24 protein-coding genes are annotated in these 25,388 nt (G+C 67.1%); 18 read left to right on the top strand and 6 right to left on the bottom strand.

Annotation, left to right across the window (positions count from 1 at the left end; genetic code table 11):
* Positions 1 to 162: 162 nt before the first annotated feature.
* Positions 163 to 3,612, top strand: a complete 3,450-nt coding sequence (gene mfd, locus KGR00_RS04760; protein ID WP_224417453.1) for a transcription-repair coupling factor — start codon at positions 163 to 165, stop codon at positions 3,610 to 3,612.
* A gap of 181 nt (positions 3,613 to 3,793) precedes the next feature.
* Positions 3,794 to 4,885 carry a L,D-transpeptidase family protein gene (locus tag KGR00_RS04755; protein WP_224417454.1) on the top strand — a complete coding sequence of 364 codons (1,092 nt, stop codon included), beginning with the start codon at positions 3,794 to 3,796 and terminating at the stop codon, positions 4,883 to 4,885.
* Between the two features lie 41 nt (positions 4,886 to 4,926).
* Here the strand turns inward: KGR00_RS04755 and KGR00_RS04750 are convergent, their stop codons facing one another.
* Entirely contained in the window at positions 4,927 to 5,250 is a 324-nt protein-coding gene (locus KGR00_RS04750) for an Lpp/OprI family alanine-zipper lipoprotein (RefSeq protein WP_224417455.1), read from the bottom strand.
* A gap of 75 nt (positions 5,251 to 5,325) precedes the next feature.
* Positions 5,326 to 5,886, bottom strand: coding sequence for a L,D-transpeptidase (locus KGR00_RS04745; protein ID WP_224417456.1), 561 nt, complete (start codon positions 5,884 to 5,886; stop codon positions 5,326 to 5,328).
* Between the two features lie 402 nt (positions 5,887 to 6,288).
* Between KGR00_RS04745 and KGR00_RS04740 the strand changes: the two genes are divergently transcribed.
* The 3 genes from KGR00_RS04740 (at position 6,289) to KGR00_RS04730 (ending at position 9,160) form a co-directional block, all read left to right on the top strand.
* Positions 6,289 to 6,696, top strand: coding sequence for a helix-turn-helix domain-containing protein (locus KGR00_RS04740; RefSeq protein ID WP_224417457.1), 408 nt, complete (start codon positions 6,289 to 6,291; stop codon positions 6,694 to 6,696).
* A gap of 155 nt (positions 6,697 to 6,851) precedes the next feature.
* Positions 6,852 to 7,823, top strand: a complete 972-nt coding sequence (locus KGR00_RS04735) for a GlxA family transcriptional regulator (RefSeq protein WP_224417458.1) — start codon at positions 6,852 to 6,854, stop codon at positions 7,821 to 7,823.
* A 101-nt stretch (positions 7,824 to 7,924) separates the two neighbouring features.
* Entirely contained in the window at positions 7,925 to 9,160 is a 1,236-nt protein-coding gene (locus KGR00_RS04730) for a TauD/TfdA family dioxygenase (RefSeq protein ID WP_129140121.1), read from the top strand.
* 22 nt (positions 9,161 to 9,182) lie between these two features.
* On the opposite strand, the gene KGR00_RS04725 is transcribed toward KGR00_RS04730, so the two are convergent.
* Positions 9,183 to 10,196: a GlxA family transcriptional regulator gene (locus KGR00_RS04725; protein WP_129140122.1), complete on the bottom strand. Its 1,014-nt coding sequence runs from the start codon at positions 10,194 to 10,196 to the stop codon at positions 9,183 to 9,185.
* Positions 10,197 to 10,315: 119 nt separating this feature from the next.
* Here KGR00_RS04725 and KGR00_RS04720 point away from each other — a divergent pair, with 119 nt between their 5' ends.
* The 12 genes from KGR00_RS04720 to KGR00_RS04665 all read left to right on the top strand — a co-directional run bounded on the left by KGR00_RS04720 (position 10,316) and on the right by KGR00_RS04665 (position 21,603).
* Positions 10,316 to 11,464, top strand: a complete 1,149-nt coding sequence (locus KGR00_RS04720; RefSeq protein WP_129140123.1) for a TauD/TfdA family dioxygenase — start codon at positions 10,316 to 10,318, stop codon at positions 11,462 to 11,464.
* Positions 11,461 to 12,039 (top strand): HD domain-containing protein, encoded by a 579-nt coding sequence (locus KGR00_RS04715; RefSeq protein WP_129140124.1) that lies wholly within the window; start codon positions 11,461 to 11,463, stop codon positions 12,037 to 12,039. Before KGR00_RS04720 ends, KGR00_RS04715 begins: the two co-directional genes overlap by 4 nt.
* Entirely contained in the window at positions 12,036 to 13,634 is a 1,599-nt protein-coding gene (locus KGR00_RS04710; protein ID WP_224417459.1) for a 5-guanidino-2-oxopentanoate decarboxylase, read from the top strand. Before KGR00_RS04715 ends, KGR00_RS04710 begins: the two co-directional genes overlap by 4 nt.
* 43 nt (positions 13,635 to 13,677) lie before the next feature.
* Positions 13,678 to 14,616, top strand: coding sequence for an ABC transporter substrate-binding protein (locus KGR00_RS04705; RefSeq protein ID WP_224417460.1), 939 nt, complete (start codon positions 13,678 to 13,680; stop codon positions 14,614 to 14,616).
* Positions 14,617 to 14,695: 79 nt separating this feature from the next.
* Positions 14,696 to 15,883, top strand: coding sequence for a pyridoxal phosphate-dependent aminotransferase (locus tag KGR00_RS04700; protein WP_224417461.1), 1,188 nt, complete (start codon positions 14,696 to 14,698; stop codon positions 15,881 to 15,883).
* Positions 15,884 to 15,986: 103 nt separating this feature from the next.
* A complete protein-coding gene (locus tag KGR00_RS04695; protein ID WP_129140128.1) occupies positions 15,987 to 16,772 on the top strand; it encodes an amino acid ABC transporter ATP-binding protein in 786 nt (261 codons plus the stop codon).
* Positions 16,773 to 16,847: 75 nt separating this feature from the next.
* Positions 16,848 to 17,636: a transporter substrate-binding domain-containing protein gene (locus tag KGR00_RS04690; RefSeq protein ID WP_224417462.1), complete on the top strand. Its 789-nt coding sequence runs from the start codon at positions 16,848 to 16,850 to the stop codon at positions 17,634 to 17,636.
* Positions 17,637 to 17,713: 77 nt separating this feature from the next.
* Entirely contained in the window at positions 17,714 to 18,418 is a 705-nt protein-coding gene (locus tag KGR00_RS04685; protein ID WP_129140130.1) for an ABC transporter permease subunit, read from the top strand.
* Positions 18,419 to 18,429: 11 nt separating this feature from the next.
* The gene (locus KGR00_RS04680; protein WP_224417463.1) at positions 18,430 to 19,161 is read left to right on the top strand and encodes an ABC transporter permease subunit; all 732 of its coding nucleotides are present in this window, start codon (positions 18,430 to 18,432) and stop codon (positions 19,159 to 19,161) included.
* A 15-nt stretch (positions 19,162 to 19,176) separates the two neighbouring features.
* Positions 19,177 to 20,622 carry an aldehyde dehydrogenase family protein gene (locus KGR00_RS04675; protein WP_224417464.1) on the top strand — a complete coding sequence of 482 codons (1,446 nt, stop codon included), beginning with the start codon at positions 19,177 to 19,179 and terminating at the stop codon, positions 20,620 to 20,622.
* A gap of 340 nt (positions 20,623 to 20,962) precedes the next feature.
* A complete protein-coding gene (locus tag KGR00_RS04670) occupies positions 20,963 to 21,145 on the top strand; it encodes a type II toxin-antitoxin system HicA family toxin (RefSeq protein ID WP_224417465.1) in 183 nt (60 codons plus the stop codon).
* 41 nt (positions 21,146 to 21,186) lie between these two features.
* Positions 21,187 to 21,603: a type II toxin-antitoxin system HicB family antitoxin gene (locus tag KGR00_RS04665; RefSeq protein WP_224417466.1), complete on the top strand. Its 417-nt coding sequence runs from the start codon at positions 21,187 to 21,189 to the stop codon at positions 21,601 to 21,603.
* A gap of 222 nt (positions 21,604 to 21,825) precedes the next feature.
* Here the strand turns inward: KGR00_RS04665 and KGR00_RS04660 are convergent, their stop codons facing one another.
* Entirely contained in the window at positions 21,826 to 22,131 is a 306-nt protein-coding gene (locus tag KGR00_RS04660; protein WP_224417467.1) for an addiction module antidote protein, read from the bottom strand.
* Complete coding sequence (locus tag KGR00_RS04655) at positions 22,128 to 22,460, bottom strand: type II toxin-antitoxin system RelE/ParE family toxin (protein WP_224417468.1); 333 nt, start codon at positions 22,458 to 22,460, stop codon at positions 22,128 to 22,130. Before KGR00_RS04655 ends, KGR00_RS04660 begins: the two co-directional genes overlap by 4 nt.
* 513 nt (positions 22,461 to 22,973) lie before the next feature.
* Between KGR00_RS04655 and KGR00_RS04650 the strand changes: the two genes are divergently transcribed.
* Entirely contained in the window at positions 22,974 to 24,170 is a 1,197-nt protein-coding gene (locus tag KGR00_RS04650; protein ID WP_129140136.1) for a site-specific integrase, read from the top strand.
* A gap of 318 nt (positions 24,171 to 24,488) precedes the next feature.
* Here KGR00_RS04650 and KGR00_RS04645 read toward each other — a convergent pair whose 3' ends face one another.
* Positions 24,489 to 25,226 carry a Spy/CpxP family protein refolding chaperone gene (locus tag KGR00_RS04645; RefSeq protein ID WP_224424162.1) on the bottom strand — a complete coding sequence of 246 codons (738 nt, stop codon included), beginning with the start codon at positions 25,224 to 25,226 and terminating at the stop codon, positions 24,489 to 24,491.
* Positions 25,227 to 25,388: the final 162 nt, after the last annotated feature.

Genomic DNA, 25,388 nt, shown 5'->3' with positions numbered 1-25,388 from the left:
GGCAATTACAGAAATCCGGGGTTGACTACAAACCCGAATTGGGCGTGTTGCGCCACGGCAGGCGCGGCGCGCCGACCGCGCCTTCAGGGTCGTTTTCCCGCCGGACTCGTGCGCCTGTTATGATTCGCCCTACCGTCGATTCGTCGAAACGTTGCCTGGACCATGCCTGACTTCTCCCCGCTCGCGCCGCCGACACCCGGCGGCCATCGCGACACGCTCTTCTGTCTGGCGCCACAGGGCGCCGCCACGCCGTTGACGCTGGCCCGGCTCGCCGATGAAGGGCCACTGCTGGTGGTCACCGCCGATACCGCCGCCGCCCAGCGTCTGGAGAACGCCCTGCGCTTCTTCGCCGAGGTCCCGGTCCTGCCCTTTCCGGACTGGGAGACCCTGCCCTACGACAGCTTCTCGCCGCACCAGGACATCGTCTCCGAGCGGTTGCGCACCCTGCGCCGCCTCCAGGAGGCCCGCGACGGCATCGTGCTGGTGCCCGTCAACACCCTGATGCAGCGCCTGCCGCCCAGCGACTACATCGCCGGCCGGGTGATGACCCTGGAAGTCGGCATGACGCTCGACCGCGAGGGCTTTCGCGAACGCCTCTCGCGGGCCGGCTACCGCGCGGTGGAGACCGTCTACGAGCCCGGCGAGTACGCCCTGCGCGGCGCGCTGATCGATCTCTATCCGATGGGCAGCGACACGCCCCTGCGCATCGACCTGTTCGACGACGAGATCGACACCCTGCGGCGCTTCGATCCCGATACCCAGCGCAGCGGCGACAAGGTCGAGTCGGTCGAGCTGCTGCCGGCTCACGAATACTCGCTGTCGCGCTCGGCGATCGCCTGCTTCCGCGAAGGCTTCGAGACCCTGTTCGACGTCGACCCGCGCCAGTGCCCGCTGTACAACGACGCCATCAGGGGCATTCCCTCGCCGGGACTCGAGCAGTACCTGCCGCTGTTCTTCGAGGAAACCGCCACGCTCTTCGACCACCTCGCGGCGGGCACGCGGGTCGCCCTGATGCCCGGCGTCTTCGAGGCCGCCGAACACCACTGGGCGGCGATCCAGAGCCGCTACGAGAACCTCGGGGTCGACCCGACCCGCCCGCTGCTGCCGCCGTCGCGAGCCTTCATTCCGGTCCCCGAGGTGTTCGCCGCGATCAAGCAGCGCCCGCGCCTCGAACTGGTCCGGGACGTCGACCACCCGCACGCCCGAACACCGCTGACCCAGGCGCCGCCGGCGGTGGCGATCAACGCCCGCGCCCAGAAACCGCTGGCCGCCCTGAGCGCCTATCTCGATGCCGAGGAGCGGCGCCGGGTCCTGTTCGTCGCCGAATCGCGGGGCCGACGCGAGGCCCTGGAAGAAACCCTCGAGGTGCTGCATCTCGACATGCCCCACGTCGCGGGCTGGCGGGCCTTCGTCGAGAGCGATGCGCCCCTGGCGATCACCGAGGGGCTGCTCGACGAAGGGATGACCCTCGACGAACCAGCCATCTCGGTGATCACCGAGACCGAACTGTTCGGCGAGGTGGTCCGCCAGAGCCGGCGCCGCGAGAAGGGCACCGACGACAACGAACTGGCGGTGCGCCACCTCTCGGAACTGCGCCCCGGCGCCCCGGTGGTCCACCAGACCCACGGCGTCGGCCGCTACCTGGGGCTGGAAGCCCTCGAGGCGGGCGGCCAGGCCGCCGAATTCGTCGCCCTGGAATATGCCGACGGCGCCAAGCTCTACGTCCCGGTCGACAGCCTGCACCTGATCTCGCGCTACGCCGGCGCCAGCGACGAACTCGCCCCGTTGCACAAGCTGGGCTCGGATACCTGGGACAAGGCCAAGAAGAAGGCCGCCGAACGCATCCGCGACACCGCGGCGGAACTGCTCGACGTCTATGCCCGGCGCGAGGCGCGCGAGGGCTTCGCCTGCGAGGCACCCGGCGAGGAGTACCTGCGTTTCGCGGCCAGTTTCCCGTTCGAGGAGACCCCCGATCAGCGCGCCGCGATCCACGCGGTGATCGGCGACATGACCGCGCCCCGGCCCATGGACCGCGTGGTCTGCGGCGACGTCGGCTTCGGCAAGACCGAGGTCGCCATGCGGGCGGCCTTCCTCGCCGTGCACTCCGGGCGACAGGTGGTGGTGCTGGTGCCCACCACCCTGCTCGCCCAGCAGCATTACGACAACTTCCGCGACCGCTTCGCCGACACCGCCGTCCAGGTCGAGCTGATCTCGCGCTTCACCGGCGGCAAGGGTCAGGCCGAGACCCTGAAGCGCATCGAGGAGGGCCGCGCCGACATCGTCATCGGTACCCACAAGCTGCTGTCCCGCTCGATGAAACTCCCCAACATGGGACTGCTGATCGTCGACGAGGAACATCGCTTCGGGGTCGGCCAGAAGGAGCGCCTCAAGAACCTGAGGGCCGAGGTCGACATCCTCACGCTGACCGCCACCCCGATCCCGCGGACGCTCAACATGGCGATGAGCGGCATCCGCGACCTGTCGATCATCGCCACCCCGCCGGCCCGGCGCCTGTCGGTGAAGACCTTCGTCCAGCAGCGCGACGACGGCGTGATCAAGGAAGCCCTGTTGCGCGAGATCCTGCGCGGCGGCCAGGCCTACGTCCTGCACAACGAGGTCAAGACCATCGAGCAGACCGCCAACAAGATCCGCGACCTGGTGCCCGAGGCGCGGGTCGCGGTCGCACACGGCCAGCTCCCGGAACGCTCGCTGGAGCGGATCATGTCGGACTTCTACCATCAGCGCTTCAACGTGCTGGTGTGCTCGACGATCATCGAGACCGGCATCGACGTGCCCAGCGCCAACACCATCGTCATCGAGCGCGCCGACAAGTTCGGCCTCGCCCAGCTCCACCAGTTGCGCGGGCGCGTGGGCCGCAGCCACCACCAGGCCTACGCCTACCTGCTGACCCCGCACCCCAGGGCGATGACCAAGGACGCCGTCAAGCGCCTCGAGGCGATCGGCCAGGCCGAGGACCTGGGCGCCGGCTTCACCCTGGCCAGCCACGACATGGAGATCCGCGGCGCCGGCGAACTGCTCGGCGACGAGCAGAGCGGGCAGATGGAGACCATCGGCTACAGCCTCTACATGCAGATGCTCGACCGGGCGGTCAAGGCGATCCGTGCCGGCAAGACGCCCAACATCGAGGCCCCGCTCGATGAAGGCGTCGAGATCAGCCTCAACCTGCCGGCGCTGATTCCCGACGACTACCTGCATGACGTCCAGCAGCGGCTGATCATGTACAAGCGCATCAGCAACGCCGAGAACGAGGCCGACCTCAAGGAACTCCAGGTCGAGATGATCGACCGCTTCGGCCTGCTGCCGGCGCCGGTCAAGACGCTGTTTCGCCAGACCCGCCTGCGCCAGCGTGCCGCACGGCTGGGAATCGCCCGCCTGGAGGCCGGGGACGAACGGGGCCGGGTCATCTTCGGCGCCAACCCGGCCGTCGACCCCATGACGCTGGTCCAGTTGATCCAGCAGCAACCCGACCGCTACCGCCTCGAGGGCGCCGAGATCCTGCGCTTCGAAGCCGACATGAGCGACGAGACGGCGCGCTTCACCGCCGTGGAATCGCTCATCGAGACCTTGAACCGCAAGGCCGAAGCGGCCTGAACGCCCCGGGCGCCCGGCACGGCGGGTGCTTGCCTTGGGCGTCAATTTCGCCAGAATGCGAGGTAGGCGACGAGATCGCGGTACGGGCTCGCAGGCCGAGCCCGTGCCGCGGTCGGCTGCCATGACGTCCCACGGTTGTCGCCAGCCCCGCCCCACGGCATTTCACACAGGTCCCACATCCATGCCGATTGCCTTATCCACACAGCGCGCCCTGCGTCTGGTCGCCCTGCTCGCCTTCGGGCTCTCTCCCGCACTTCACGCCGAAGCGCCCCCCGACGAGGCCGAGACCCCGCCCACCGGGCATTATCGACTCCCCGAGAACGGCGACGTGATCGGCCGGATTCAGACGGTGACGGCCCGGCAGCAGGATACCCTGATCGCGATCGGCCATCGCTTCGGCGTCGGTTACGAGGAGATGCATCGCGCCAATCCCGAGCTCAACATGTGGCTACCGGGAGCAGGCAGCGAGGTCGTGGTGCCCACCCGCTTCGTGTTGCCGCCGGGGCCGCGGGAAGGGATCGTCGTCAACGTCGCCGAGATGCGCCTGTACTACTACCCGCCCGCCAGGCAGGGCGAGCCGCGGCAGGTGGAAACCTACCCGATCAGCGTCGGCCGCATGGACTGGAAGACACCGCTGGGGACCACCCGGGTCATCGACAAGATCGAGAACCCCTACTGGTATCCGCCCGACTCGATCATCCGTGAACATGCCGAGAACGGCGATCCCCTGCCCAAGGCGGTTCCGCCCGGGCCGGACAACCCGCTGGGTGCCTTCAAGATGCGCCTGGGGATTCCCGGCTACCTGATCCACGGCACCAACAAGCCCGAGGGCGTGGGCATGCGGGTGACCCATGGCTGCATCCGCATGCTGCCCGAGGACATCGCCCAGTTCTTTCCCCGCGTGCCCGAGGGCACCCCGGTACGCCTGATCAACGATATCCTCAAGCTGGGCTGGTCGGACGGCGTGCTCTACATCCAGTCCTATCCGGGCCTGGAGGAGACCCGCGAGACGCCCATCCAGCGCGTCACCGAAGCGCTCGATGCAGTCTCGACGGCGGTTCGCGACCGTACTTACCCGGTCGACTACAAGGCGTTGCGCCGCGAGGTCGAGGCACCGAGCGGCATGCCGGTGGCCCTGCGGTTCGTGGCCGACTCGCCCGCCCCGGATCGCCTCGCCGGCAGCGATTCCCTGTACGGTCAGGTCTACCAGATCGCCGGCCCGTACTGGTGGGACGAAATGCAAAAGGCCCTGCCGGAAGCAGGGCCCTCATGAGCGCGGCCCTCGCCCCACCGGGGCGAGGGTTCACGACCTCATTACTTCTGCATGGATTTCTGGAACATGCGATCCATTGCCTGCCGGTTTTCACGGGCCATCTGCAGAGCAGACTGCGCGTCACGCTCGGCCTTGTTGGCCGTGTTGAGCGCTTCGCTGGCCATGCTACGGGCTTCTGATACGTCAGAATCCATTTGATCCCACTTGCCTTGCTGTTCGCCGCCTTGTGAAGCACAGCCAGCCATCACCAGCATGGCCGCGCCGATAGCGGAAAGCTTGAGAGCGTTGCTGAAGCTGTTAGCCATCATGTTCTCCTTTAACAACATTCCTTGGTGCTTTGGTTTGGATTCCTGCTTGGCAGGCATTCAAGGCGACCTTGTCGTCGTCCGTGAAACCCCGTCTATGATGCAAGTTAATTGGCATCACTTCCACCCTAGAAATTAGCGGATGATGACCTTGGTGCCAAGTCGCACCAATTGGGTCAAGCGGTCGATCTGGCGATTGGTCACCGCCACGCAGCCCTGGGTCCAGTTGAAGCGCCGATGCAGCTCGGGATCGGCCTCGCCCAGACCATGGATACCGATGCTGCCGCCGAGAATGGTGTCCTGGGGCGGGCGTCCATGACGCCGGTAATAGCTCAGGTAACGAGCGAAATCGCTGTCGCTGAAGGTGCCGTCTTCCTGGGCCTGGCGCGCCTGAGCGAGGTTGGGGTAATCGAGACCGAGAAAGATGTGAAAGTGACTGTCTCGATTGATGCGCGTGATATGGAATTCCCCCGACGGCGTGGTCATGTCGCCGCGCAACCGCTGGCTGGCCACCCCCCGCCGGCCGACCGAGATGGGATGAAAACGCTCGAGTTCGCGGTCGCCACGGTAGATGGTCAGCGTCGAACTCGCATGATCGACCAGCACCCAGACCGCCTCCCGTTCGGTGACCGCTTGCGCCAGTGCCGGCATCGCCAGCAGGAGCCCCAGGATCCAGGTGCAGAGTATTCGCCTCATCGTTTCCCCTTGCTGATACCGCGTCTTGTCGCCGGTCGAGGCGACCGAGGCAACGCTGCTCGATGACGGGAGGTAACGCGGATCGGTAAAAAAGGCGGACCGTGACCGAACGCCTCCGCTCACCGAGCGCCGACCATGACGGTCCGGGGCAACGATACGTCAACTCGGCCGCCACTGACCAGCGGGACGAGCGACTTTTTGCCACGCTGCCGGGTGACGCCTCTACCCCCGCCCCTCGCGGCCACCATACCGCCCCCGAACCCGTACTCGGCACCGCCTGGAGTCGCGATGTAAAACGCAAAACATCGTGACAAGTCGCGCCATACAGCAGACGCGACGGCTCGCAGGCGCAAGAATCGGAGCTGGGATCCTCCCGATTGCCACCGACGCAGGAACACGCTCATGACGGACCCGAAAAACGACACCGGATCTCTGTCCCCCGACTCGACCCTGGGCCAGAGAATTCAAGACCAGCGGCTCCGGGCCGGCCTGACCAAGAGCGGGCTGGCGCGGCGCCTCGAGGTTTCCGACGTGACGGTCGCCTACTGGGAGCGAGGTGTGATCAAGCAGATCGGCCACCGGCACGTGCTGGGTCTGGCCAAAACGTTCGGCATCACGGCCTCCGAACTGCTGGCCGACCCCCAGCTGCGGGATTATCAGCGCCGTATCCGCCACGAGGTGCTTCACGAAATGATCGAGACGGGCCGGCGGGAAGGCCGCCCGATCGACTGGCTCGCCGACAGGGTGGCCGCGGGGGGCCGGGCCCATGGGCCCACGACGCCCGGCGGCATGGAAATCGACGAGGCATGACCACTCGGTCCGCTGAACGGCAGCGACGACCCTCATCACGACCTGCCCTGACAGCCCGGCGCCGTGCGCCGGGCCGGCGTCATCGCGGGAGCCACTTGACGCCGACCGATGCCTCCTGTCGACTTGCGAACTCTTGATGCCGTGCCGGGACCGCCATGCGCCTGACCTATACCGCCCCCCTGCCGGAACCCATCGGCTTTCTGCTGCTGCCACGCTTCGCGATGATGGCCTTCTTTTCGGCCGTCGAGCCGTTGCGAATCGCCAACCGCATCGCCGGCCGCGAGCTGTTCGTCTGGCACGTCATCAGCCAGGACGGCGAACCGGTGACCGCCAGCAACGGCATGACCCTGCTCGCCGATGCCTCCCTGGACAGCGCCCCGCGCCTGCCGACGCTGGCCGTCTGCAGCAGCTTCGACCCCGAGGCCGCCCTGCACCGCCGCACGATCCGCTGGCTGCACCGCCTGGCCGGCGAGGGCTGCGTGCTCGGCGGCATCGATACCGGCAGCGTGATCCTCGCCCGCGCCGGCTTGCTCGAAGGCCATCGGGTCACCCTGCACTGGGAAAGCCTGCCGGCGTTTCGCGAACGCTTTCCGGCCATCGAGGCGGTGGAGTCGCGCTATGAAATCGCCGAGACGGGGTTTTCCTGCGCCGGCGGCGCGGCCGCCATGGACATGTCGCTGGACCTGATCGCCCGGCGCCACGGCCCCGCACTGGCCACGGCGGTGACCGAACAGCTGATCCACGACCAGGGGCGAACGCCCCGGCAGAGCCAGCGCATGGCGCTGGTCCAGCGGCTGGGCAGCCACAAGTCGGCGCTGATCGCGGCGGTCGCGCTGATGGAACGCCACCTCGAGACCCCGCTGGCCATCCAGACCATCGCCGAGCGCGTCGGCATCTCGCTGCGTCAGCTGCAGCGCCACTTCGAGCAGGAGCTCGGCGTCCGCCCCCGCGACCACTACCGGCACCTGCGCCTGGCGCGGGCCCGCCAGCTGCTCCAGGAAACCGACCACGAGATTCTCGGCATCGGCCTGGCCTGTGGTTTCAACTCGGCTTCCAGCTTCTCACGGGCCTATCGCCAGCACTACGGCGAGAGCCCCCGCGAGTCGCGACACGGCGCGGCCGACTGACACGACGACTCGCGTCAAGCGAGTGTCGTGTCGTGTGAATGTCCGGTATCCTCGTCGCGGCATCCTCGAAGCCATCATTCACCGATGCCGAGGATGCCGAGATGCCCACCGATACCCCGCCGCTACCGATCACGCCGGATTACGATGCCTGGCCCATCGAGGTGATGCCCGAGCGGGTCGAGCACACCGCCGGTCAGGTCACCCTGGTCTGGGCCGACGGCCGCCGCAGCCGTTACCACGGTATCTGGCTGCGCGAGAATGCCGCCGACGACAGCACCGTCAATCCGGCGACCCGCGAGCGCATCCTCGATCTGTCGCGTCTCGCCGCCTGGCCGAGCGTCGCGGCGGCCTGGCTGGATGACGCCGGCGCCCTCAACGTGACCTTCGCCCCCGAGGACCGCACGCTGCGCTTCCATCCGGGCTGGCTGCGCGCTCACGACTATTCCAACGCCCGGCAATTCGACGCCCCGCTGGTGCCGGTCATCCGCTGGACCGGCGAGACCCACGCCGTGCCGCAGAGTCTCGATGCCGGCGACTGGCTGGCGCGCGACCCGGACGATCGCGACGCCCGGGCACTGCTCGACGCGGCCCTCACAGCGGTGCTCGGCCATGGCCTGGTACGGCTGCGCAACCTGCCCACCGAGCCGGGCACCCTGGCGCGCATCGCCGAGCGCATCGGTCCGGTAAGGCCGACCAACTTCGGCAGCCTGTTCGACGTCCGCGCCAAGCCCGAGCCGGACTCCAACGCCTATACCTCGATCGCCCTGCCGCCCCACGTCGACCTGCCCACCCGCGAATACCAGCCGGGGCTGCAGTTGCTGCACTGCCTGGAAAACAGCGTCGAGGGCGGCCAGGCGGTGATGATGGACGGCTTCGCCGTCGCCGATGCGCTGCGCGACCGCGACCCGCGCGCCTTCGAGACGTTGACCACGGTGACCTGGTGCTATGCCAATACCGCGCGCACCACCGACCATGTCTGGCACGCGCCGATGATCCAGCTCGACGCCGCCGGCCGGCTGGTGGAGGTGCGCATCGCCGACTTCCTGCGCGGGCCCTTGATGGCGCCGTTCGAGGCGGTGGAACCCGCCTACGAGGCGCTGATGACCCTGCAGCGGATGCTCCGTGAACCGCACTTCGCCATGCGCTTCACCTATCGTCCGGGGGATCTGGTGATCTTCGACAATCGGCGCCTGCTGCACGCCCGGGACGCCTTCGAGGGCCGCTCCGGGCACCGCTGGCTGCAGGGTTGCTATCTGGAGCGCGACGAGGTGCGCTCGCGGCTGCGCATGCTCAGGCGTGCCGAACGCCAGCGCCGCGTGGCGGCGCGCGACGCCTAAGCTCCCGCCTCCTGAACCGCCATCAGGCCGAACCTCGCTCGGCGGTCCGGCTCGGCGGTTCGCCGAAACGCGCCTGATAGGCCCGCGAGAAGTGCGCCAGCTGCATGAAACCGCTGGCCAGTGCCGCTTCGGTCACCCGGCAGCGGCTGTCGGCGAGAATCCGCCGGGCCTGATCGAGGCGCATGCCCAGATAGCACTGCTTGGGGGTCTCGCCGAAGGCCTCGGTGAACAGCCGGGTCAGCTGCCGCTGCGACTGCCCGGCCAGCCGACAGACCTCGGGAATCGGCAGCGCCTGATCGAGATGCGCCTCCATGATCGCCAGGGCGCGCACCACCGGACGCGGCAGGTTGTCGAGGGTGCGCGCCGACCCGGCGTTCCAGGTCTCGTCCTCGCTGACCCGCTGGTGCACCAGCTGGCGCGCCACGGCACTCGCCAGCGCCGGGCCGTAATCGTGCTCGATCCATTGCAGCATCATGTCGATCCCCGCCGCACCGCCGGAGCCGGTCAAGCGCCGCCCGGCGAACTCGAAGCGCGCCTCGCTGAGCGCGATGTGCGGAAACTCCTCGCGAAACGCCGGCACGCTCTCCCAGTGCAGGGCCACCCGCTGCGCCTCCAGAAGCCCGGCGCGGGCGAGGATGAAGGGCGCCGTGTCCAGCCCGCCGACCCGCGCGCCGTGGGCCGCCGCCTGCCGCAAGGCGGCATGGTCCGCGGCAGTCACCTCGGCTTCCGCCTCGTAGGAGGAGATCACCATCAGCAGTTCGCCGACGTCCGCCTCGCCCAGCGCGGCGTCGACGTCGATGCGCACGCCGTTGCTGGCGACGACCGCCCCGCCATCCGCCGAGAGCAGCTGCCAGGCGAAGAGTTCACGCCCGAAGCGATTGGCGACGCGCAAGGGCTCCAGCAGGCAGAACAGCGTCAGCATCGAGAACCGGGGGACCAGCCAGACACTCACCGTGTGCGCGGCTTCGCCGGGGCGGGGAACCGGCGGTTGATGGGGTCGCGGGTAGGGCCAATCCCGTGGCGTGACATCGCTCATGGCCAAAATAGTCAAATATATGGCGACTAATTGCAAACCCTGCTCACCGCCAGCCCCTAGGGTAGATAGCGCTGGCGCCCCGGCGCCCCATTCAGTCAGCCGTGGAGAGAGAATCGTCCATGCCCCCATCCGCCGATGTCGTCATCAAGGACGACGGCCGCCGCCTGACGCTTGGCGCGGCGGGCCGCGAACGGGACTTCGCCGCCCTGTGGCTGCGCGAACGGGCCCCGGATGCGGCCACCCTGGACCCGCAGACCGGCCAGCGCCTGATCGAGGCCGCCCTGCTGCCGCTCGACATCGCCGTGACCGCGGCGCACATCGACGCCGCGGCCCTCGAGCTGCACTTCAGTGACGGTCACCACACCCGCTTCAGCCTCGATACCTTGTTCGCCGACGCGCCGCCCCCGGCCAGCGTCGCCGACGGGCTGGCACTGTGGGACGCCACGCTCGAGTCGCTGCCCGGTGCCGACTTCGCGGCCGCGCTCGACGACGACGCCGCGCTGCTGGCCATGCTCGAGGACCTCGAACGTCATGGCTTCGTCAAGGTCGCCGGGGTACCGGTCAGCGAGGATGGCATGCAGCCCCTGATCGATCGCATCGGGCCGCTGCGCCGCACCAACTGGGGCGGTATCGCCGACGTCAAGTCGGTGGCCGAGGCCTACGACCTGACCATGACCCAGCGCGGTCTCGAGCCGCATACCGACAATCCCTATCGCGACCCGATCCCCGGCTACATCTGGCTGCATTGTCTGAGCAACGCCGCGGACGGCGGCGACAGCACCCTGGTCGACGGCTTCATGGCGGCGCTGCGCCTGCGCGAGGAAGCCCCCGAGCACTTCGCGTGTCTCACCGAATTGCCGTCGACCTTCCGCTATACCGACGCCACCACCGATCTCGAGAGCGAAGGCCCGTTGATCGAACTCGACGGCGACGGCCGCCTGGCCCGGGTACGCTACTCCAACCGCACCGAGCGTATCCCCGCCCACGATCCCGAGCTGCTGACGCGTTACTACGCGGCCCGCCAGCACTTCTACCGCCTGATCACCGACCCGGCGCTGACCGTGCACCTCAAGCTCGCCCCCGGCGAAATGCTGATCATGGACAACTACCGCCTGCTCCACGGCCGCACCCCCTTCCAGCTCGAGGGCGGCGTGCGACACCTCCGCCAGGGCTACGTCGACCGCGACAGTACCGCCAGCCGCCGCCGCGTCCTGCGCGCCCGGCACGCGCCCGACGCCTCCGTCACCCGCCAGGGAGCCACGTCATGAGTCAGGCACGCTTCAAGCGCTTCGACGAAAGCACCCACGATGACTGGGCGATCATCGATGCGCACTTCCAGGTCTACCAGAACGACGCCAGCCGGCGCGTGCTCGAACACCTGCTGCGGCTAAAGGGTGACACCCACGGCTATCCCGTGGATCGTTACACCCACTGCCTGCAGACCGCCACCCGCGCGCTGGAGGCCGGCGCCGACGAGGAAACCGTGGTCTGCGCCCTGCTCCACGACATCGGCGACGACCTGGCCCCAGCCAACCATGCCGAGATCGCCGCGGCGATCCTCGAACCCTACGTCGATCCGCTCAACGTCTGGATGATCCGCCACCACGAGCTGTTTCAGGGGTATCATTACCGCGCCTTCTACGGTCTCGATCCGCTGGCCCGGGAGGCCTATCGCGACCATCCGGCCTACGCGCGCACGGTGCGCTTCTGCGACGAATGGGACCAGTGCGCCTTCGACCCCGACTACCCGACCCGGCCGCTCGAAGCCTTCGTGCCGATGGTCGAGCGCATCTTCTCGCGCGCGCCCTTCGGCGCCACACAGACCGTCGAGGCAACGCCATGACCCGTGGCTCGCGCTACCTGATCGACCTGCTCGACGCCCATGGCATCGACACCGTGTTCGGCATCCCCGGGGTACACACCGTGGAGCTCTATCGCGACCTGGCGGGCAGCCGGCTGCGGCACGTCACGCCGCGTCACGAACAGGGCGCCGGATTCATGGCCGACGGCTATGCCCGGGCCACCGGGCGGCCGGCGGCCTGCTTCATCATCAGCGGCCCGGGGATGACCAACATCGCCACCGCCATGGCCCAGGCCCTGGCCGATTCGGTGCCCATGCTGGTGATCTCCAGCGTCAACCGCCGCGACACCCTGGGCCGCGGCCAGGGGCGCCTGCACGAGTTGCCCGATCAGCGTGGCACCCTCGCCGGAGTCAGCGTGTTCAGCCACACCCTGCAGGCGATCGACGCCCTGCCCGAGGTGCTGGCGCGCGCGTTCGCGATCTTTGCCAGCGCCCGCCCCGGCCCGGTACACATCGAGATCCCCCTCGACGTGATGACCCAACCGGCCCCCGACGACGCGCGCCCCGGCGTCACCGACGTCTTCCCGCCCGCCGCGCCGGATGCCGCGCTGGCCTGGGCGGCGGACTGGCTGGCCGCCGCCGAGCGCCCGCTGGTGCTGCTCGGCGGCGGGTGCGCGGATGCCGCGGAACCGGTGCGCGCCCTGGTCGAGCGTCTCGACGCCCCGGCGCTGACCACCATCAACGCCAAGGGCGTGCTGGGGCTCGCCCATCCGCTGGATCTCGGCGCCTGCGCCAGCCTGCCGGCGGGCCGCGAGCTGGCCCGTGACGCCGACGTGATCCTGGCGCTGGGCACCGAACTCGGCGAGACCGACTACGACCTGGTCTTCGACGGCGGCTTCCGGCTCACCGGGCGGTTGATCCGGGTCGACATCGACCCCCAGCAACTGGCCCGCAACCAGGCCGCCGATCTCGCCCTGCTCGCCGACGTCGGCGAACTGGCCCGCGACCTGCTCGTCCGCCTGCCCGCCACGGCAACGCGCGGGGGCGCCGAGCGGGTCGCGCGCGTCAGGGCGGCCCTGGCCCTGCGCGAGGCCGACGACGTCGCCCCCTATGCCGGGCTGCTCGACACCCTGCGCGACGCCCTGCCCGAGGCCACGCTGGTCGGCGACTCCACCGGCGCGGTCTACGCCGGCAACTTTCTCGTCGAGATGCCCGCGCCCCGGCGCTGGTTCAACGCCGCCACCGGCTACGGCACCCTCGGCTACGGCCTGCCCGCCGCGCTGGGGGCCGCGTTGGGCGTGCCCGAACGGCCGGTGGTGGCCCTGGTCGGCGACGGCGGACTGATGTTCACCCTCGGCGAACTGGCCACGGCACGCGACGCCGGCGTGCCGCTGGTCGTGGTGATCTGGAACAACCAGGGCTACGGCGAGATCCGGCGCTACATGGATGCCAACGCCGTGGCCCGGCTCGGTGTCGACCTGCCGGCACCGGACTTCGTCGGCCTGGCCGAGGCCTTCGGCTGCCACGGCCGACACGTCGGCTCGACCGGCGCGCTGCGCGAGGCGCTGATCCTCGCCAGCCGGTGCGACCGACCCACCTTGATCGAGATCGACGCCGACGACTGGCGAACCGCCTGACAACGAGAAGACGACCCCTGACCGATACTGATGAGGAGATGACATGAAAGCGTACGCTTACTGGACGTTCCCCCTGCTGGCGACACTGGCACTGAGCGCCTCGGTACGGGCCGCAGACCGCGACGACAGCGTCCGCTTCATCGTCCCGCCCTGGCCCGGCGTGACCGTCAAGACCGAGATCGTCGCCCAGTTACTGACACCGCTGGGCTATCGCGTCGATCGCCAGGAACTGAGCAGCACGGTCGGCTACAAGACCCTGCAGACCGGCGACAGCGACGTCTTCCTGGCCGGCTGGCTGCCCGCCCAGCAGCAGAGCTTCGATGCCGCCATGGCTGCCGGGGCCATCGTCGATCTGGGCAACAACGTCAACGGCGCGCGGATGGGCTTCGCGGTCCCCGGCTATGTCTACGCGGCCGGCGTGACCAGCGCCGAGGATCTCGACGAGCCGGCCAACCGCGAGCGCTTCGGCGCGCGCTACTACTCGATCGAGACCGGCTCCACGGTCAGCGACTTCATCCATCAGGCCAAGGACGACGACACCTACGGCCTGGGGGACTGGCAACTGATGGAATCCTCCACCCCCGGCATGCTCAGCGAAGTCCGCGCCGCCTACGAGGACCATCGCTGGATCGCCTTCTACGGCTGGACGCCGCACTGGATGGTCCCCGAGTTCGACATGCACATCCTCGACGACCCCGCCGGCGTCTACGGCGACGATCAGGGACGCAGCGACGTACGCACCATCGTCGCCAAGCCGTTCAGCGAGGCCAATCCCAATCTGGTGCGGCTACTCGACCAGATCGTCTTCAGCGCCGACGAGCAGAGCGAGTTCATCCGCCAGTTCGGGCTCGAGCAACGCGACCTCGAGGCCGTCGCCCACGAATGGCTGAAAGCCCATCCCCAGCAACTCGCCACGTTTCTCGAGGGCGTCACCACCCGCGACGGCGAACCGGCGCTCCCCGCCGTGGAGGCCAGTCTGTGACGGACGCACGCAAACACCTTCCGTCCGCCCCTGACGGGTCGCACTGCGCCGTCCCGACGCGATAGCCCGAGGAGCCCCTATGCACTATTCCCGATTGACCGAACGCATCGCCGGTGACGGTGCCGCCGCCTGGAACATCCACTACCGCGCGCTCGAGCGCCAGTCGCGGGGCGACGACGTGATCGTGCTGTCGGTGGGCGACCCCGACTTCACCACGCCCGAACCGATCATCGAGAGCGCCGTGAACAGCCTGCGCGGCGGCGCCACCCACTACGCCGACGTCCAGGGCAAGCCGCGCCTGCGCGAGCTGATCGCCGACACCCATCGCCGCCAGGGCGGTGCGGCTTCGACCTCCCCGGCCAATGTCGCGGTCATGGCCGGTGCCCAGTGCGGCCTGTATGCCGTGGCGCAGTGCGTGCTCGAGCCGGGTGACGAGGTACTGGTGCCGGAGCCGATGTACGTCACCTACGAGGCGGCCCTGCAGGCCGCCGGCGCCCGCCTGGTGCGCGTGCCGCTGCGCGCTGCGAACGCCTTCCAGCCGGACCCGGCCGAGTTCGCCGCGGCCATCACGCCGCACACCCGGGCGATGCTGCTCAACAGCCCGCACAATCCCACCGGCCAGGTACTCGGCGCCGCCCACTGGCAGGCACTGGCGGCGCTGTGCCGGGAGCACGACCTCTGGTTGCTGTGCGACGCGGTCTACGCCGAACTGACCTTCGACGCGGTGCACCACTCTCCCGATGCGCTACCCGGCATGACCGAGCGCACCGCGGTGATCGGCAGCCTGTCGAAATCCCATGCCATGACCGGCTGGCGGCTGGGTTGGGTGATCGGTCCCGAGACATTGATCGGCCATCTCAGCAACCTGGCGTTGTGCATGCTCTACGGCAGCCCCGACTTCATCCAGGACGCGGCCTGCGAGGCGCTGGCCAATCCGCCGGCGGAGCTCGCCACCATGCGCGATACCTATCGCGCGCGACGCGATGCCGTGCTGGCGGCGCTCGCCGACAGCGAGACGCTCGACGTGCTGTGCCCCGCGGCCGGCATGTTCATGATGATCGATATCCGTCGCACCGGCCTTTCCGCCCAGGCGTTCGCCGACCGCCTGCTCGACGAGCAGGGCGTCTCGGTGCTGTCGGGGGAGGCCTTCGGCCCCTCGGCGGCCGGCTTCGTGCGTCTGAGCCTGACGGTCGATGCCGAACGCCTGCGTGAGGCCTGTCGTCGCGTGGCGCGCTGCGCCGCGGCCTGCCTGGTCACCAGCGACTGAGCACCCCGGGCGGCCGCGGGCGGCGACAGCCACCGGGCCGCGATCTTTTCACCGGCAACAGGAGGGGTATGGCTAGCTCGACACTCCACCCCCGCTACCGTTCATGACTGATCACATCGACAACGACAATCTGGCCATCGAGGCCCGCCACCTGGTCAAGCGCTACGGCGACCTGACGGTCCTCGACGACATCTCGCTGGGCGTGGCCGAGGGCAAGGTGGTCTCGATCATCGGTTCCAGCGGCTCCGGCAAGAGCACCCTGCTGCGCTGCATGAACCTGCTCGAGCGCCCCGACCGCGGCGAGCTGGCCATCGCCGGGGAAGCCATCCGCTTCCGCCACGACGCCGACGGCCACAACATCGGCCTCGACCGTCGCCAGCTCCAGCGCCTGCGGGCCCGGGTGAGCATGGTCTTCCAGCAGTTCAACCTGTGGCCCCACCTCACCGTGCTCGGCAACGTCATCGAGGCACCGATGCGCGTTCGCGGACTGCGCCGACGCGAGGCCGTGGCGATCGGCGAACACTACCTGGACCGCGTCGGCCTGGCCGACAAGCGCGACCAGTATCCCGCCTACCTCTCCGGCGGCCAGCAGCAGCGCGTGGCGATCGCCCGGGCGCTGGCCATGGAACCGCGCGTGCTGCTGTTCGACGAGCCGACCTCGGCGCTCGACCCGGAACTGGTCAGCGAAGTGCTGAGCGTGATCCGGGGCCTCGCCGAGGAGGGCCGCACGATGCTGCTGGTCACCCACGAGATGCGTTTCGCCCGCGACGTCTCTCACCAGGTGGTGTTCCTTCACCAGGGGCTCATCGAGGAGACCGGCACCCCCAGCGAGGTTTTCGAGAACGCCGCCAGCGAGCGCTGCCGGCAATTCGTCACCAGCGTGGCCTGACCCGGGCAATGCCGGTCACACCCTGCAAGCGACACGGACCCGCGACGGTCCGTCACAACAACGATGGGAAACATCATGACGACCAAGACTCTGATCCAGACCCTGACCCACACTGCCGGCGCCGCCGCGCTGATCCTTTCCGCCACCGCCGCCCTGGCCGAGGAACCGCTCAGGATCGGCATCTCGGCAGAGCCCTACCCGCCGTTCACCTACAAGAACGCCGACGGTGGCTGGACCGGCTTCGAAGTGGAGCTCGGCCAGGCCCTGTGCGCGCAGATGCAGGCCGACTGCGAGATCGCGCCCACCGGCTGGAGCGGCATCTTCCCGGCGCTCGACAGCGGCAAGATCGACATGATCATGAATTCGCTGTCGATCACCGACAAGCGCAAGCGAGTCATCGACTTCACAGACCCCTACTACTACACCCCCGCGGCCTACGTCACCGCCAAGGGTAACGACCTGCAGATTCCCGAGGGGCTCGACGGCAAGATCCTCGGCGTGCAGGGCTCGACCACCAATGCCACCTTCGCCCGGCGCAAGCTGGCCGATACCGGCGTCGAACTGAAGATCTACGACCGTCAGGAACAGGCCAATCGCGACCTGCTCGCCGGCCGCGTCGATGCCATCCTCGCCGACAAGATCGCCATGACCGAGTTCGTCAAGCGTGACGAGGCGCAGGATTACGAGATCCGCGCCACCGCGCCCCACGACCCGACCTTCGGCGACGGCGTGGGCATCGGCCTGCGCCAGGACGATGACACGCTGCGCGACAAGCTCAATGCGGCGATCGCCAGTGTCATGCAGGATGGCCAGTGCGCCTCGCTCTCGCAGAAGTACTTCGGCACCGACATCTGCAGCGACTGAAGGCGACCGCCGGGCGAACGCCCCGGCTCCCGGCCCGCCCGGCGGCGGGCCTCCCTTCATCGACCGAGGCTGCCATCATGTCCAATCCTCCGAACGCCGGGCCGCTCGACTGGGCGGCGCCGATCCTGCACGGCGCCCTAATGACCGTCGAGATCGCCCTGCTGGCCTACGCCATCGGCCTGGGGCTGGGTCTTGTCGGTGCCGGCGCGCGACTCAGTACCTGGCCGCCCCTGCGCGCCCTGGGTACCGTGTACTCCACGCTGGTACGTGCCATTCCCGAACTGCTGCTGATCATCCTGCTCTATTACGCCGGCACCCAGGCGCTCAACGCCGTGCTATCCGCCCTCGGCGACGACGCCCACGTCGAGATCGGCGGTTTCGTCTGCGCGGTGGGCGTGCTGGCCTTCGTCCAGGGCGCTTACATGACCGAGGTGTTCCGCGGCGCCATCCTGGCCATCCCCCGAGGCCAGCTCGAGGCCGCCGATGCCTACGGCTTCTCCCGCTGGACGCGGTTCCATCGCATCGCGGTGCCCGCCATGCTGCCCAACGCGCTGCCGGGGCTGTCCAATCTGTGGCTGATCCTGGTCAAGGATACCGCCCTGATCAGCGTGGTGGGTTTCGAGGAGCTGTTCTTCACCGCCCAGCAGGCAGCGGCCAGCACGCGTGACTACTTCCTGTTCTACGCCATCGCCGGGGCGCTCTATCTGGTGATGACGCTGGGCTCCAACGCCCTGTTCGCCCGGGCCGAACGCTACGTGCGGCGTGGCCAGCCCGGTCTCTAGGAGATGCGTCGATGAACTTTTCCTGGCTCACCGATCCGTTCTATCAGCAGTACCTGTGGACGGGTTTCGTCAACACCCTGTGGCTGGTGACGGTCTCCGGCACGCTCGGCCTGGCGCTGGCCATCGCCCTGGCCCTGGCGCAGATCCGGGGACCCCGTCCACTGGCGATGGCGGTGCGCGGTTTCACCACGGTGATTCGCGGCACGCCGCTGCTGGTCCAGCTGTTCTTCTTCTACGACGGCGTCGGCCGCCTGCTGCCCGAGATCCCCGGGGTGCGCGACAGCCTGATCTGGCCACTGCTGCGCGATCCGTTCTTCTACGGTGCCCTGACCTTCACCATCAGCGTCGGCGCCTACACCGGCGAGGTACTTCGCGGCGCCCTGCTCAGCGTGCCCGACGGCGAGCTGGCCGCGGGTCGTGCCTTCGGCCTGAGCCGTTGGCAGGTCCTTCACCGCCTGTGGCTGCCGCGCGCCATCCAGTTGTGCCTGCCGACGCTGACCGGCGAGGCGATCCTGCTGCTCAAGTCGGTACCGCTGGTCTCGACCATCGCCATGATGGATCTGCTCAAGGCCGCCAACCTGGTGCGCGACGAGACCTTCCTGGTCTACGAACCGTTGCTGCTGATCGCCGGCATCTACATCGCCCTGACGCTGATCCTCACCGGCGTGATGCGTGTCGTCGAACACCGCTTCCCCGGGGCGCGGCCGGCGGCTCCCCGCCGCCGACGCCTGCTGCCCGGCTGACCCACGGAGCCCGACATGCCCGATTCCCTGCATCAATTCATCGATGGCCGCTGGGTGGCCAGCCGAGCCACCCGGACCCTGACGATCGTCGACCCCTACCACGAGGTACCGCTGGGCCGCGTCACCACCGGCGATGCCAAGGACGTGGATGCCGCCGTCGCGGCGGCGCGGCGCGCCCTGCCCGACTGGCGGGACCGCCCGGGAGACGAACGGGGCGCCTGGCTCGACCGGCTGGCCGACGATCTCGCAGGGCGCCGTGGCGCGCTGATGCCGCTGATCGCTCGCAACGGCGGCAAGCCGCTCGCCGAAGCCGCCTTCGACATCGACGACGCCGTGGCCTGCTACCGCTACTATGCCGTCCAGGCACGCGAGCTGGACGCCCGCCAGGGCGCCAGCGTGACTCTCGACAACGACGCTGTCCGAGCGCGCTGCTATCGCGACCCCGTCGGCGTGGCGGCCCTGGTCACCCCCTGGAACTTCCCGCTGGTGACCAGCGCCTGGAAGCTGGCACCGGCGCTGGCCGCCGGTTGCACGGTGGTCTTCAAGCCCTCCGAGGTGGCGCCGCTGCCCGAGCAGGCGATCGCCGAGATCGCCGCCGCCATCGAGCTGCCCCGTGGGGTACTCAACCTGATCAACGGCGATGCCGACGGCGTGGGTATTCCGCTGAGCCGGCACCCCGGCATCGACAAGCTCTCCTTCACCGGCAGCAATCCCGCCGGTGAAGCGGTGATGCGCGCCGCCGCCAAAGGCACGCGCAACGTCTCCCTGGAACTCGGCGGCAAGTCGCCGATCCTGGTCCTCGACGATGCCGACCCCGAGCAGGCCGCGGAGCGGGTGATGAACGGGCTTTTCTTCAATGCCGGCCAGGTCTGCTCCGCCACCTCGCGGCTGCTGGTCCACCAGGCGATTGCCGAGCCGCTCTACGCCGCCCTGACAAGACGCATCGACGCCCTGGTGCTCGGCGACCCGCTGGACCCCGCCACGACCCAGGGCCCGCAGGTGAACCGGCGTCAGCGCGAACGGGTCGCGGCTTATCTGGCCGTCGCTCGCGACGAGGGCCTGACGGCGCTGCGCGACGCTCGCCATCGCGATCTTCCCGAGCACGGCTACTTCATCGCCCCGACGCTGTACCGGGACATACCCCCCCACAGCCGGCTATGGCGGGAGGAGATCTTCGGCCCGGTGCTCTGCGCCCGCCAGGTGGCCGACGACGCCGAGGCGGTCGCGTTGGCCAACGACAGCGATTTCGGGCTCGCGGCCAGCGTGGTGGGCGGCGACCCCGAGCGCGCCGCCCGGGTCGCCCGCCGCCTGGAAGCCGGCAACGTGTGGATCAACACCGACCAGATCGCCCCGCCACAAGCCGCGTGGGGCGGCGTCAAGCGCAGCGGCATCGGCCGTGAACTGGGACCCTGGGGGCTGGCCGCTTATCAGGAGGTGAAGCATCTGATGGAAACGGGTTGAGCTGACCCGGGCAATCCTCACGATTCGCGCTGGTTCGGGATCAAGCCGGAAGCGGATCCTACCCAGCCATCGTGGACACCGATGTAAGCGATCTCTCGGACTTCATCCTTATCGTTCTGGAACAGCGGGTGCGGGTCTGTTCGTCGATGTGGCTTGCCTTGCCAGTGGACACCTCTTTTCAGAGCCCCCCCTTAACCAGGTGTCCACTGTTGCTGGGCAAGATCGGATGGCCCATGAACCGATTCAATACACAACACGGAGTTACTGGGGTTATAAAATCTTGGCGCACTCGCTGTAATGGAGTTATTATAACTCCAAAATCGACGGCAAGGGGCAGGAGGTGGACAGCAGAACACTGATCAAGGAACTGAAGCGGGACGGCTGGGAGCTGGTCAGAGTCACCGGCAGCCATCACCACTTCAGACACCCCACCAAGCCCGGCACCGTCACGGTGCCTCATCCCAAGAAGGATCTGAAAACGGGGCTGGTCAGGGGAATCAGAAAAAGCGCCAGCCTCGAATGAGGCCGGACCCTGCTGCCCCAGTCACTGACGGAGATCGACCCATGTTATTCCCCATCGCGATCGAGCGTGGCGACGACGAACACGCTTATGGCGTTGCCGTTCCCGACCTGCCCGGCTGCTTCTCGGCCGGCGACACCTTCGAGGAAGCGCTGGCCAACGTGCGCGAAGCCATCGAGGGCTGGCTCGAGGTCGCGGTCGAACACGGCGACCCCATTCCCCAGGCGCAGACGGTCGAGAGCCACATCGACAACCCCGACTATGCGGGCTGGATCTGGGCGGTGGTCGATATCGACGTGACCCCGTATCTGGGCAAGAGCCACAAGATCAACGTCACGCTGCCCGACCTTCTGGTCAAACAGATCGATGACTTCGTGGACCATAACCCGGGCGACAAGACACGCTCCGGGTTTCTCGCCCGTGTCGCCATGCAGGAACTGGCTCGGGCACGTAAAACCTAAAGACAGCTGAGCGATGTCATCTGACCAATAATGAACCGAGGTCATGCAACAGTTGGCTTCGGCCGTTACTTTGCCAGCAAGAAAGCCTGTTTGGGCCCGCGCAGTAATGGTCGACCTAACGAATCCCTTCTTCGCGGGACCACACAACTAGGCGGTTAGACGCGACGGCCTGTTGTGCGGTCGGCAGAGGCTTGCGTTGCGGGGCCTGGCCTACGATAGGGGTCAGGATGCATGCCGCATCAGGTCGTGGAAGTGGATGCCGGTCGCCTTGATCACGGCAGTCATGGTGCGCAGCGTCGGGTTTCCCTTGGGCGACAGCGCTCGGTACAGGCTTTCACGTGAAACCTTGGCGCGCTCTGCTACTGCAGCCATCCCGCCCTGGGCTTCCACCACATGGCGCAGCGCCAGCAGGAAGGCAGACTCTCCCCCCTCCTCGTCCAGCTCGTCGAAAGCGGTACGCAGGTAGTCGAGCGCCATGTCAGGGTCATCGCGCAGCATCTCAATCACAGCATCGTCGTGGCGCTTCATATCCGGGCTCTCCTTCGGTGGTCGGCCAGAAACGCCTTGGCCTGCTCGATGTCCGCCTGCTGGCGCTTCTTGGTCCCACCAATTAGCAGCATCACAAGGCGCCTGCCCACTTTGGTGTAATACACCCGGTAGCCAGGGCCATAGTCGATCCGCAGCTCCAGCACCCCATTACCAACGGCCTTGGTGTCGCCGGCATTGCCGGCGGCCAGGCGGTTGAGGCGAGTCAGCACGCGCATGGCTGCCTGGCGGTCCTTGACCTTTATGGCATCCAGCCAGGCTTGGAAGGGATCGTGGCCGTCGGCGGTGAGATAGTGTGTGAGCTCCATCATCGGAAGCATTGTAGCCTAAAAGCTACAGAAGAGGATAGATACCTCCCCCCAGCTTGCTCCACTCCTCCTCGATGGCATGATGTGGTGCGGACACCCCGGTAAGTCCAGAGTTCCTCTGCTGTCATGTGTGAGTATGCAGATGATCAATTCTAGGGGAAGGAGGCTTCGGGATGCCCAAGAGCTCGGCGAGAGTGGCCGCTCAAAGATGTCCTGTAGGGGCCGATGGAACCAGGCACCAGGTGTGGGTCAAAGTGTGGGTTGGCAGGACATACAAAAAGAAAAAGCCGCTCTGAAATCAGCGGCTTTTTCAAAATTCTTGGCGGAGGGGGAGTCCGCTTGATTAAAATACAGGGAAGTCTATCTTCAAACTTTTACTAACTGTTTTATATATATTTTTTTGGCTTTTTCGTCCAGAGACATCCGAAGCTGTATCGCCGATTGCAGAATCAAAGTATGGGCTGGAGTATGGGCTCAGGTATGGTACGCTGCTTCTCAAGCAACGAGGAGGCTGCCATGGGAAAGCTCACCACACGCGGGGTACAGAAACTGGTCAGGGAGGCCAAGCCCGGATTGACCAACGATGGCGAAGGCCTGTACCTCAAGATCGGCAAGAAAGGGGGAGCTAGCTGGATCTATCGGTTCCGGCGAAATGGCAAGCTTCGCGACATGGGCCTTGGTAGCTATTTGGACGTCAGCCTTTCTGAAGCGCGTGCTCGTGCCGGAAAAAACCGTAGTCTCGTCAAGGAGGGCGTTGACCCCCTTGAGGCCAAGGTAGAGGAAGAACAAGCAGACGAGACGACTCCCACCTTCACCAGCTGTGCCGCTCGCTACATCAAATCTCACCGCCGTAGCTGGCGGAACGCCAAGCACGCGCGGCAGTGGGTCAGCACGCTCAAGGCGTATGCCCGACCGGTGATCGGTTCCATGCCAGTGGATGAGGTCACCACCCAGGACGTCCTAAAGATCCTGTCGCCGATCTGGACCAACAAAACCGAGACAGCCAAGCGTGTGCAAGGCCGTATTGAGAACGTTCTCGACTACGCCGCAGCGCACAGCTACCGAGACCCCGTAAATCCTGCCCGCTGGCGTGGCCACCTCGACAAGCTGCTGGCCAAGCCGGCAAGGGTCAAGAAAGTGACCCACCACCCCGCCATGCCCTACGATGATGTCGCTGCCTTCATGTCAGAGCTTCAGGGCTATACCAGCATCTCCTCCAAGGCACTGCAATTCCTGATCTTCACAGCTACGCGCACTTCAGAGGTCCTGCGCGCTGATTGGCTGGAGATCGACCTCAACAATGAAACCTGGACGATCCCAGCTGACCGGATGAAGGCACGCCGCGAACACCGTGTGCCGCTGTCACGGCAAGCGGTGGAGCTGTTGGCCCAGCTGCCGAAGGTACAAGGCAATACACACGTATTCCCCGGCGCTCGCTATGGTCGCCCTCTCTCCAATATGGCCATGCTGCAGCTGATGCGCGGCATGGGGTACGGTGTCGGCAGCGAACGTGGCGACTACGTACCCCACGGCTTCCGCTCGAGCTTTCGCGACTGGACGGGCGAAGTCACCAGCTATCCCCGCGACGTCGCAGAGATGGCTCTCGCTCACACCATTGAAAACAAAGTGGAAGCGGCCTATCGCCGCGGTGACCTATTCGAGAAGCGGAGGGCGATGATGCAGGACTGGGCTGACTTCATCAGCAGCACCTAGCTAGTACGCTGGTCTCAAACACAAAATGCGATGAATTAGAGGGTGAACAGCTCACTCACCAATTTCTGCACTCCCGGGCATGCCCCCACGTCGAGCGCTGATCCTTTGTCTTGCAAAGGCGCTCGCTGCATCGACCTTAACAGCGACTCGGCCGAGCGACTGGAAGCACTCCCCACTGACGGCCCAGCCCGTGCCGACGACATCATCGAGGGCCGTCCGTGGCCCAGCATTGAGTCACTGACGCGCATCAGCGGACTGGGGCCGAGTCGCGTCAGTGACATCCATACAGCGGGCTGTTATGCATGTAAGAGGGACGATTCACTGCGTGCTTTCGGGAGAAGCAGCCCCCTGATGCAACTGCTCACGCTGCTCATCGGTGAGCAGGTCGAGCATGCGGCTGCGCATCCGCACCATCTCGGCCATCATCTCGCCGCGAAGCTCACCCATTTGGCCATGCAGAGTCTTGACCTGCTCGGGGTCAGGGGACTCGGCATGCATCACTTCCATCAGTTCCATGCGCAAGTCCATCATCTTCCCCATGCGCTCGAAATGGGCAGGGCGTTGTTGCTGCATCAGCTCACGCATCTGGCTACGCTGATCGGGCGAAAGTTGCTGCATCATACTCATGCCCTTCGCCATCAATGGACAGGGCATCATGCCCGGGCCCATGCCGCTCTGGCCGTAGCCCATCATGCCGTGCCCCATGCCTCCCTGGCCGTAGCCCATCATGCCGGGCCCCATGCCTCCCTGGCCGTAGCCCATCATGCCGTGCCCCATGCCTCCCTGGCCGTAGCCCATCATGCCGGGCCCCATGCCTCCCTGGCCGTGACCCATCATGCCGGGCCCCATGCCTCCCTGGCCGTAGCCCATCATGCCGGGCCCCATGCCTCCCTGGCCGTAGCCCATCATGCCGGGCCCCATGCCTCCCTGGCCGTAGCCCATCATGCCGGGCCCCATACCGCCCTGCTGCATGCCCTGTGCAGAGGCGGTGACGCTGGCGGCAATACCAAGACCAGCGGCCAATGCAACTGCGAGTACCTGCTTGTGCTTGATCATATCCCCTCTCCTCGACTTTCCGATGGCAGAATCTATTCCCTGCCACAGGGAATAGGACAAGATTGCGTTATAAGCTTAAAACCTGAGTGCCGCCTCAAGGTCAAGCTGCTTTGAGTTCAGCCACATTTCAGGTGGCTTGTTTCCCTGGCAACCGAGATATCC

This window comes from Modicisalibacter sp. MOD 31.J (assembly GCF_020147985.1).
GTDB classification, from domain to species: Bacteria; Pseudomonadota; Gammaproteobacteria; order Pseudomonadales; family Halomonadaceae; genus Modicisalibacter; species Modicisalibacter coralii.
The sequence above is the reverse complement of the archived record's forward strand: the minus strand, read 5'-3'. Positions and strand labels throughout refer to the sequence as shown.

Excerpts from the sequence above, each read along its gene's own strand:
- KGR00_RS04650 (WP_129140136.1), top strand. The coding sequence starts at position 22,974 with ATGGGAAAGCTCACCACACGCGGGGTACAGAAACTGGTCAGGGAGGCC.
- KGR00_RS04665 (WP_224417466.1), top strand. The coding sequence starts at position 21,187 with ATGTTATTCCCCATCGCGATCGAGCGTGGCGACGACGAACACGCTTAT.
- KGR00_RS04745 (WP_224417456.1), bottom strand. The coding sequence starts at position 5,886 with ATGAGGCGAATACTCTGCACCTGGATCCTGGGGCTCCTGCTGGCGATG.
- KGR00_RS04715 (WP_129140124.1), top strand. The coding sequence starts at position 11,461 with ATGAGTCAGGCACGCTTCAAGCGCTTCGACGAAAGCACCCACGATGAC.
- KGR00_RS04655 (WP_224417468.1), bottom strand. The coding sequence starts at position 22,460 with ATGATGGAGCTCACACACTATCTCACCGCCGACGGCCACGATCCCTTC.
- KGR00_RS04705 (WP_224417460.1), top strand. The coding sequence starts at position 13,678 with ATGAAAGCGTACGCTTACTGGACGTTCCCCCTGCTGGCGACACTGGCA.
- KGR00_RS04680 (WP_224417463.1), top strand. The coding sequence starts at position 18,430 with ATGAACTTTTCCTGGCTCACCGATCCGTTCTATCAGCAGTACCTGTGG.
- KGR00_RS04660 (WP_224417467.1), bottom strand. The coding sequence starts at position 22,131 with ATGAAGCGCCACGACGATGCTGTGATTGAGATGCTGCGCGATGACCCT.
- KGR00_RS04730 (WP_129140121.1), top strand. The coding sequence starts at position 7,925 with ATGCCCACCGATACCCCGCCGCTACCGATCACGCCGGATTACGATGCC.
- KGR00_RS04750 (WP_224417455.1), bottom strand. The coding sequence starts at position 5,250 with ATGCCTGCCAAGCAGGAATCCAAACCAAAGCACCAAGGAATGTTGTTA.
- KGR00_RS04735 (WP_224417458.1), top strand. The coding sequence starts at position 6,852 with ATGCGCCTGACCTATACCGCCCCCCTGCCGGAACCCATCGGCTTTCTG.
- KGR00_RS04675 (WP_224417464.1), top strand. The coding sequence starts at position 19,177 with ATGCCCGATTCCCTGCATCAATTCATCGATGGCCGCTGGGTGGCCAGC.
- KGR00_RS04755 (WP_224417454.1), top strand. The coding sequence starts at position 3,794 with ATGCCGATTGCCTTATCCACACAGCGCGCCCTGCGTCTGGTCGCCCTG.
- KGR00_RS04720 (WP_129140123.1), top strand. The coding sequence starts at position 10,316 with ATGCCCCCATCCGCCGATGTCGTCATCAAGGACGACGGCCGCCGCCTG.
- KGR00_RS04710 (WP_224417459.1), top strand. The coding sequence starts at position 12,036 with ATGACCCGTGGCTCGCGCTACCTGATCGACCTGCTCGACGCCCATGGC.
- KGR00_RS04740 (WP_224417457.1), top strand. The coding sequence starts at position 6,289 with ATGACGGACCCGAAAAACGACACCGGATCTCTGTCCCCCGACTCGACC.
- KGR00_RS04700 (WP_224417461.1), top strand. The coding sequence starts at position 14,696 with ATGCACTATTCCCGATTGACCGAACGCATCGCCGGTGACGGTGCCGCC.
- KGR00_RS04690 (WP_224417462.1), top strand. The coding sequence starts at position 16,848 with ATGACGACCAAGACTCTGATCCAGACCCTGACCCACACTGCCGGCGCC.
- KGR00_RS04725 (WP_129140122.1), bottom strand. The coding sequence starts at position 10,196 with ATGAGCGATGTCACGCCACGGGATTGGCCCTACCCGCGACCCCATCAA.
- KGR00_RS04685 (WP_129140130.1), top strand. The coding sequence starts at position 17,714 with ATGTCCAATCCTCCGAACGCCGGGCCGCTCGACTGGGCGGCGCCGATC.
- mfd (WP_224417453.1), top strand. The coding sequence starts at position 163 with ATGCCTGACTTCTCCCCGCTCGCGCCGCCGACACCCGGCGGCCATCGC.
- KGR00_RS04695 (WP_129140128.1), top strand. The coding sequence starts at position 15,987 with ATGACTGATCACATCGACAACGACAATCTGGCCATCGAGGCCCGCCAC.
- KGR00_RS04645 (WP_224424162.1), bottom strand. The coding sequence starts at position 25,226 with ATGATCAAGCACAAGCAGGTACTCGCAGTTGCATTGGCCGCTGGTCTT.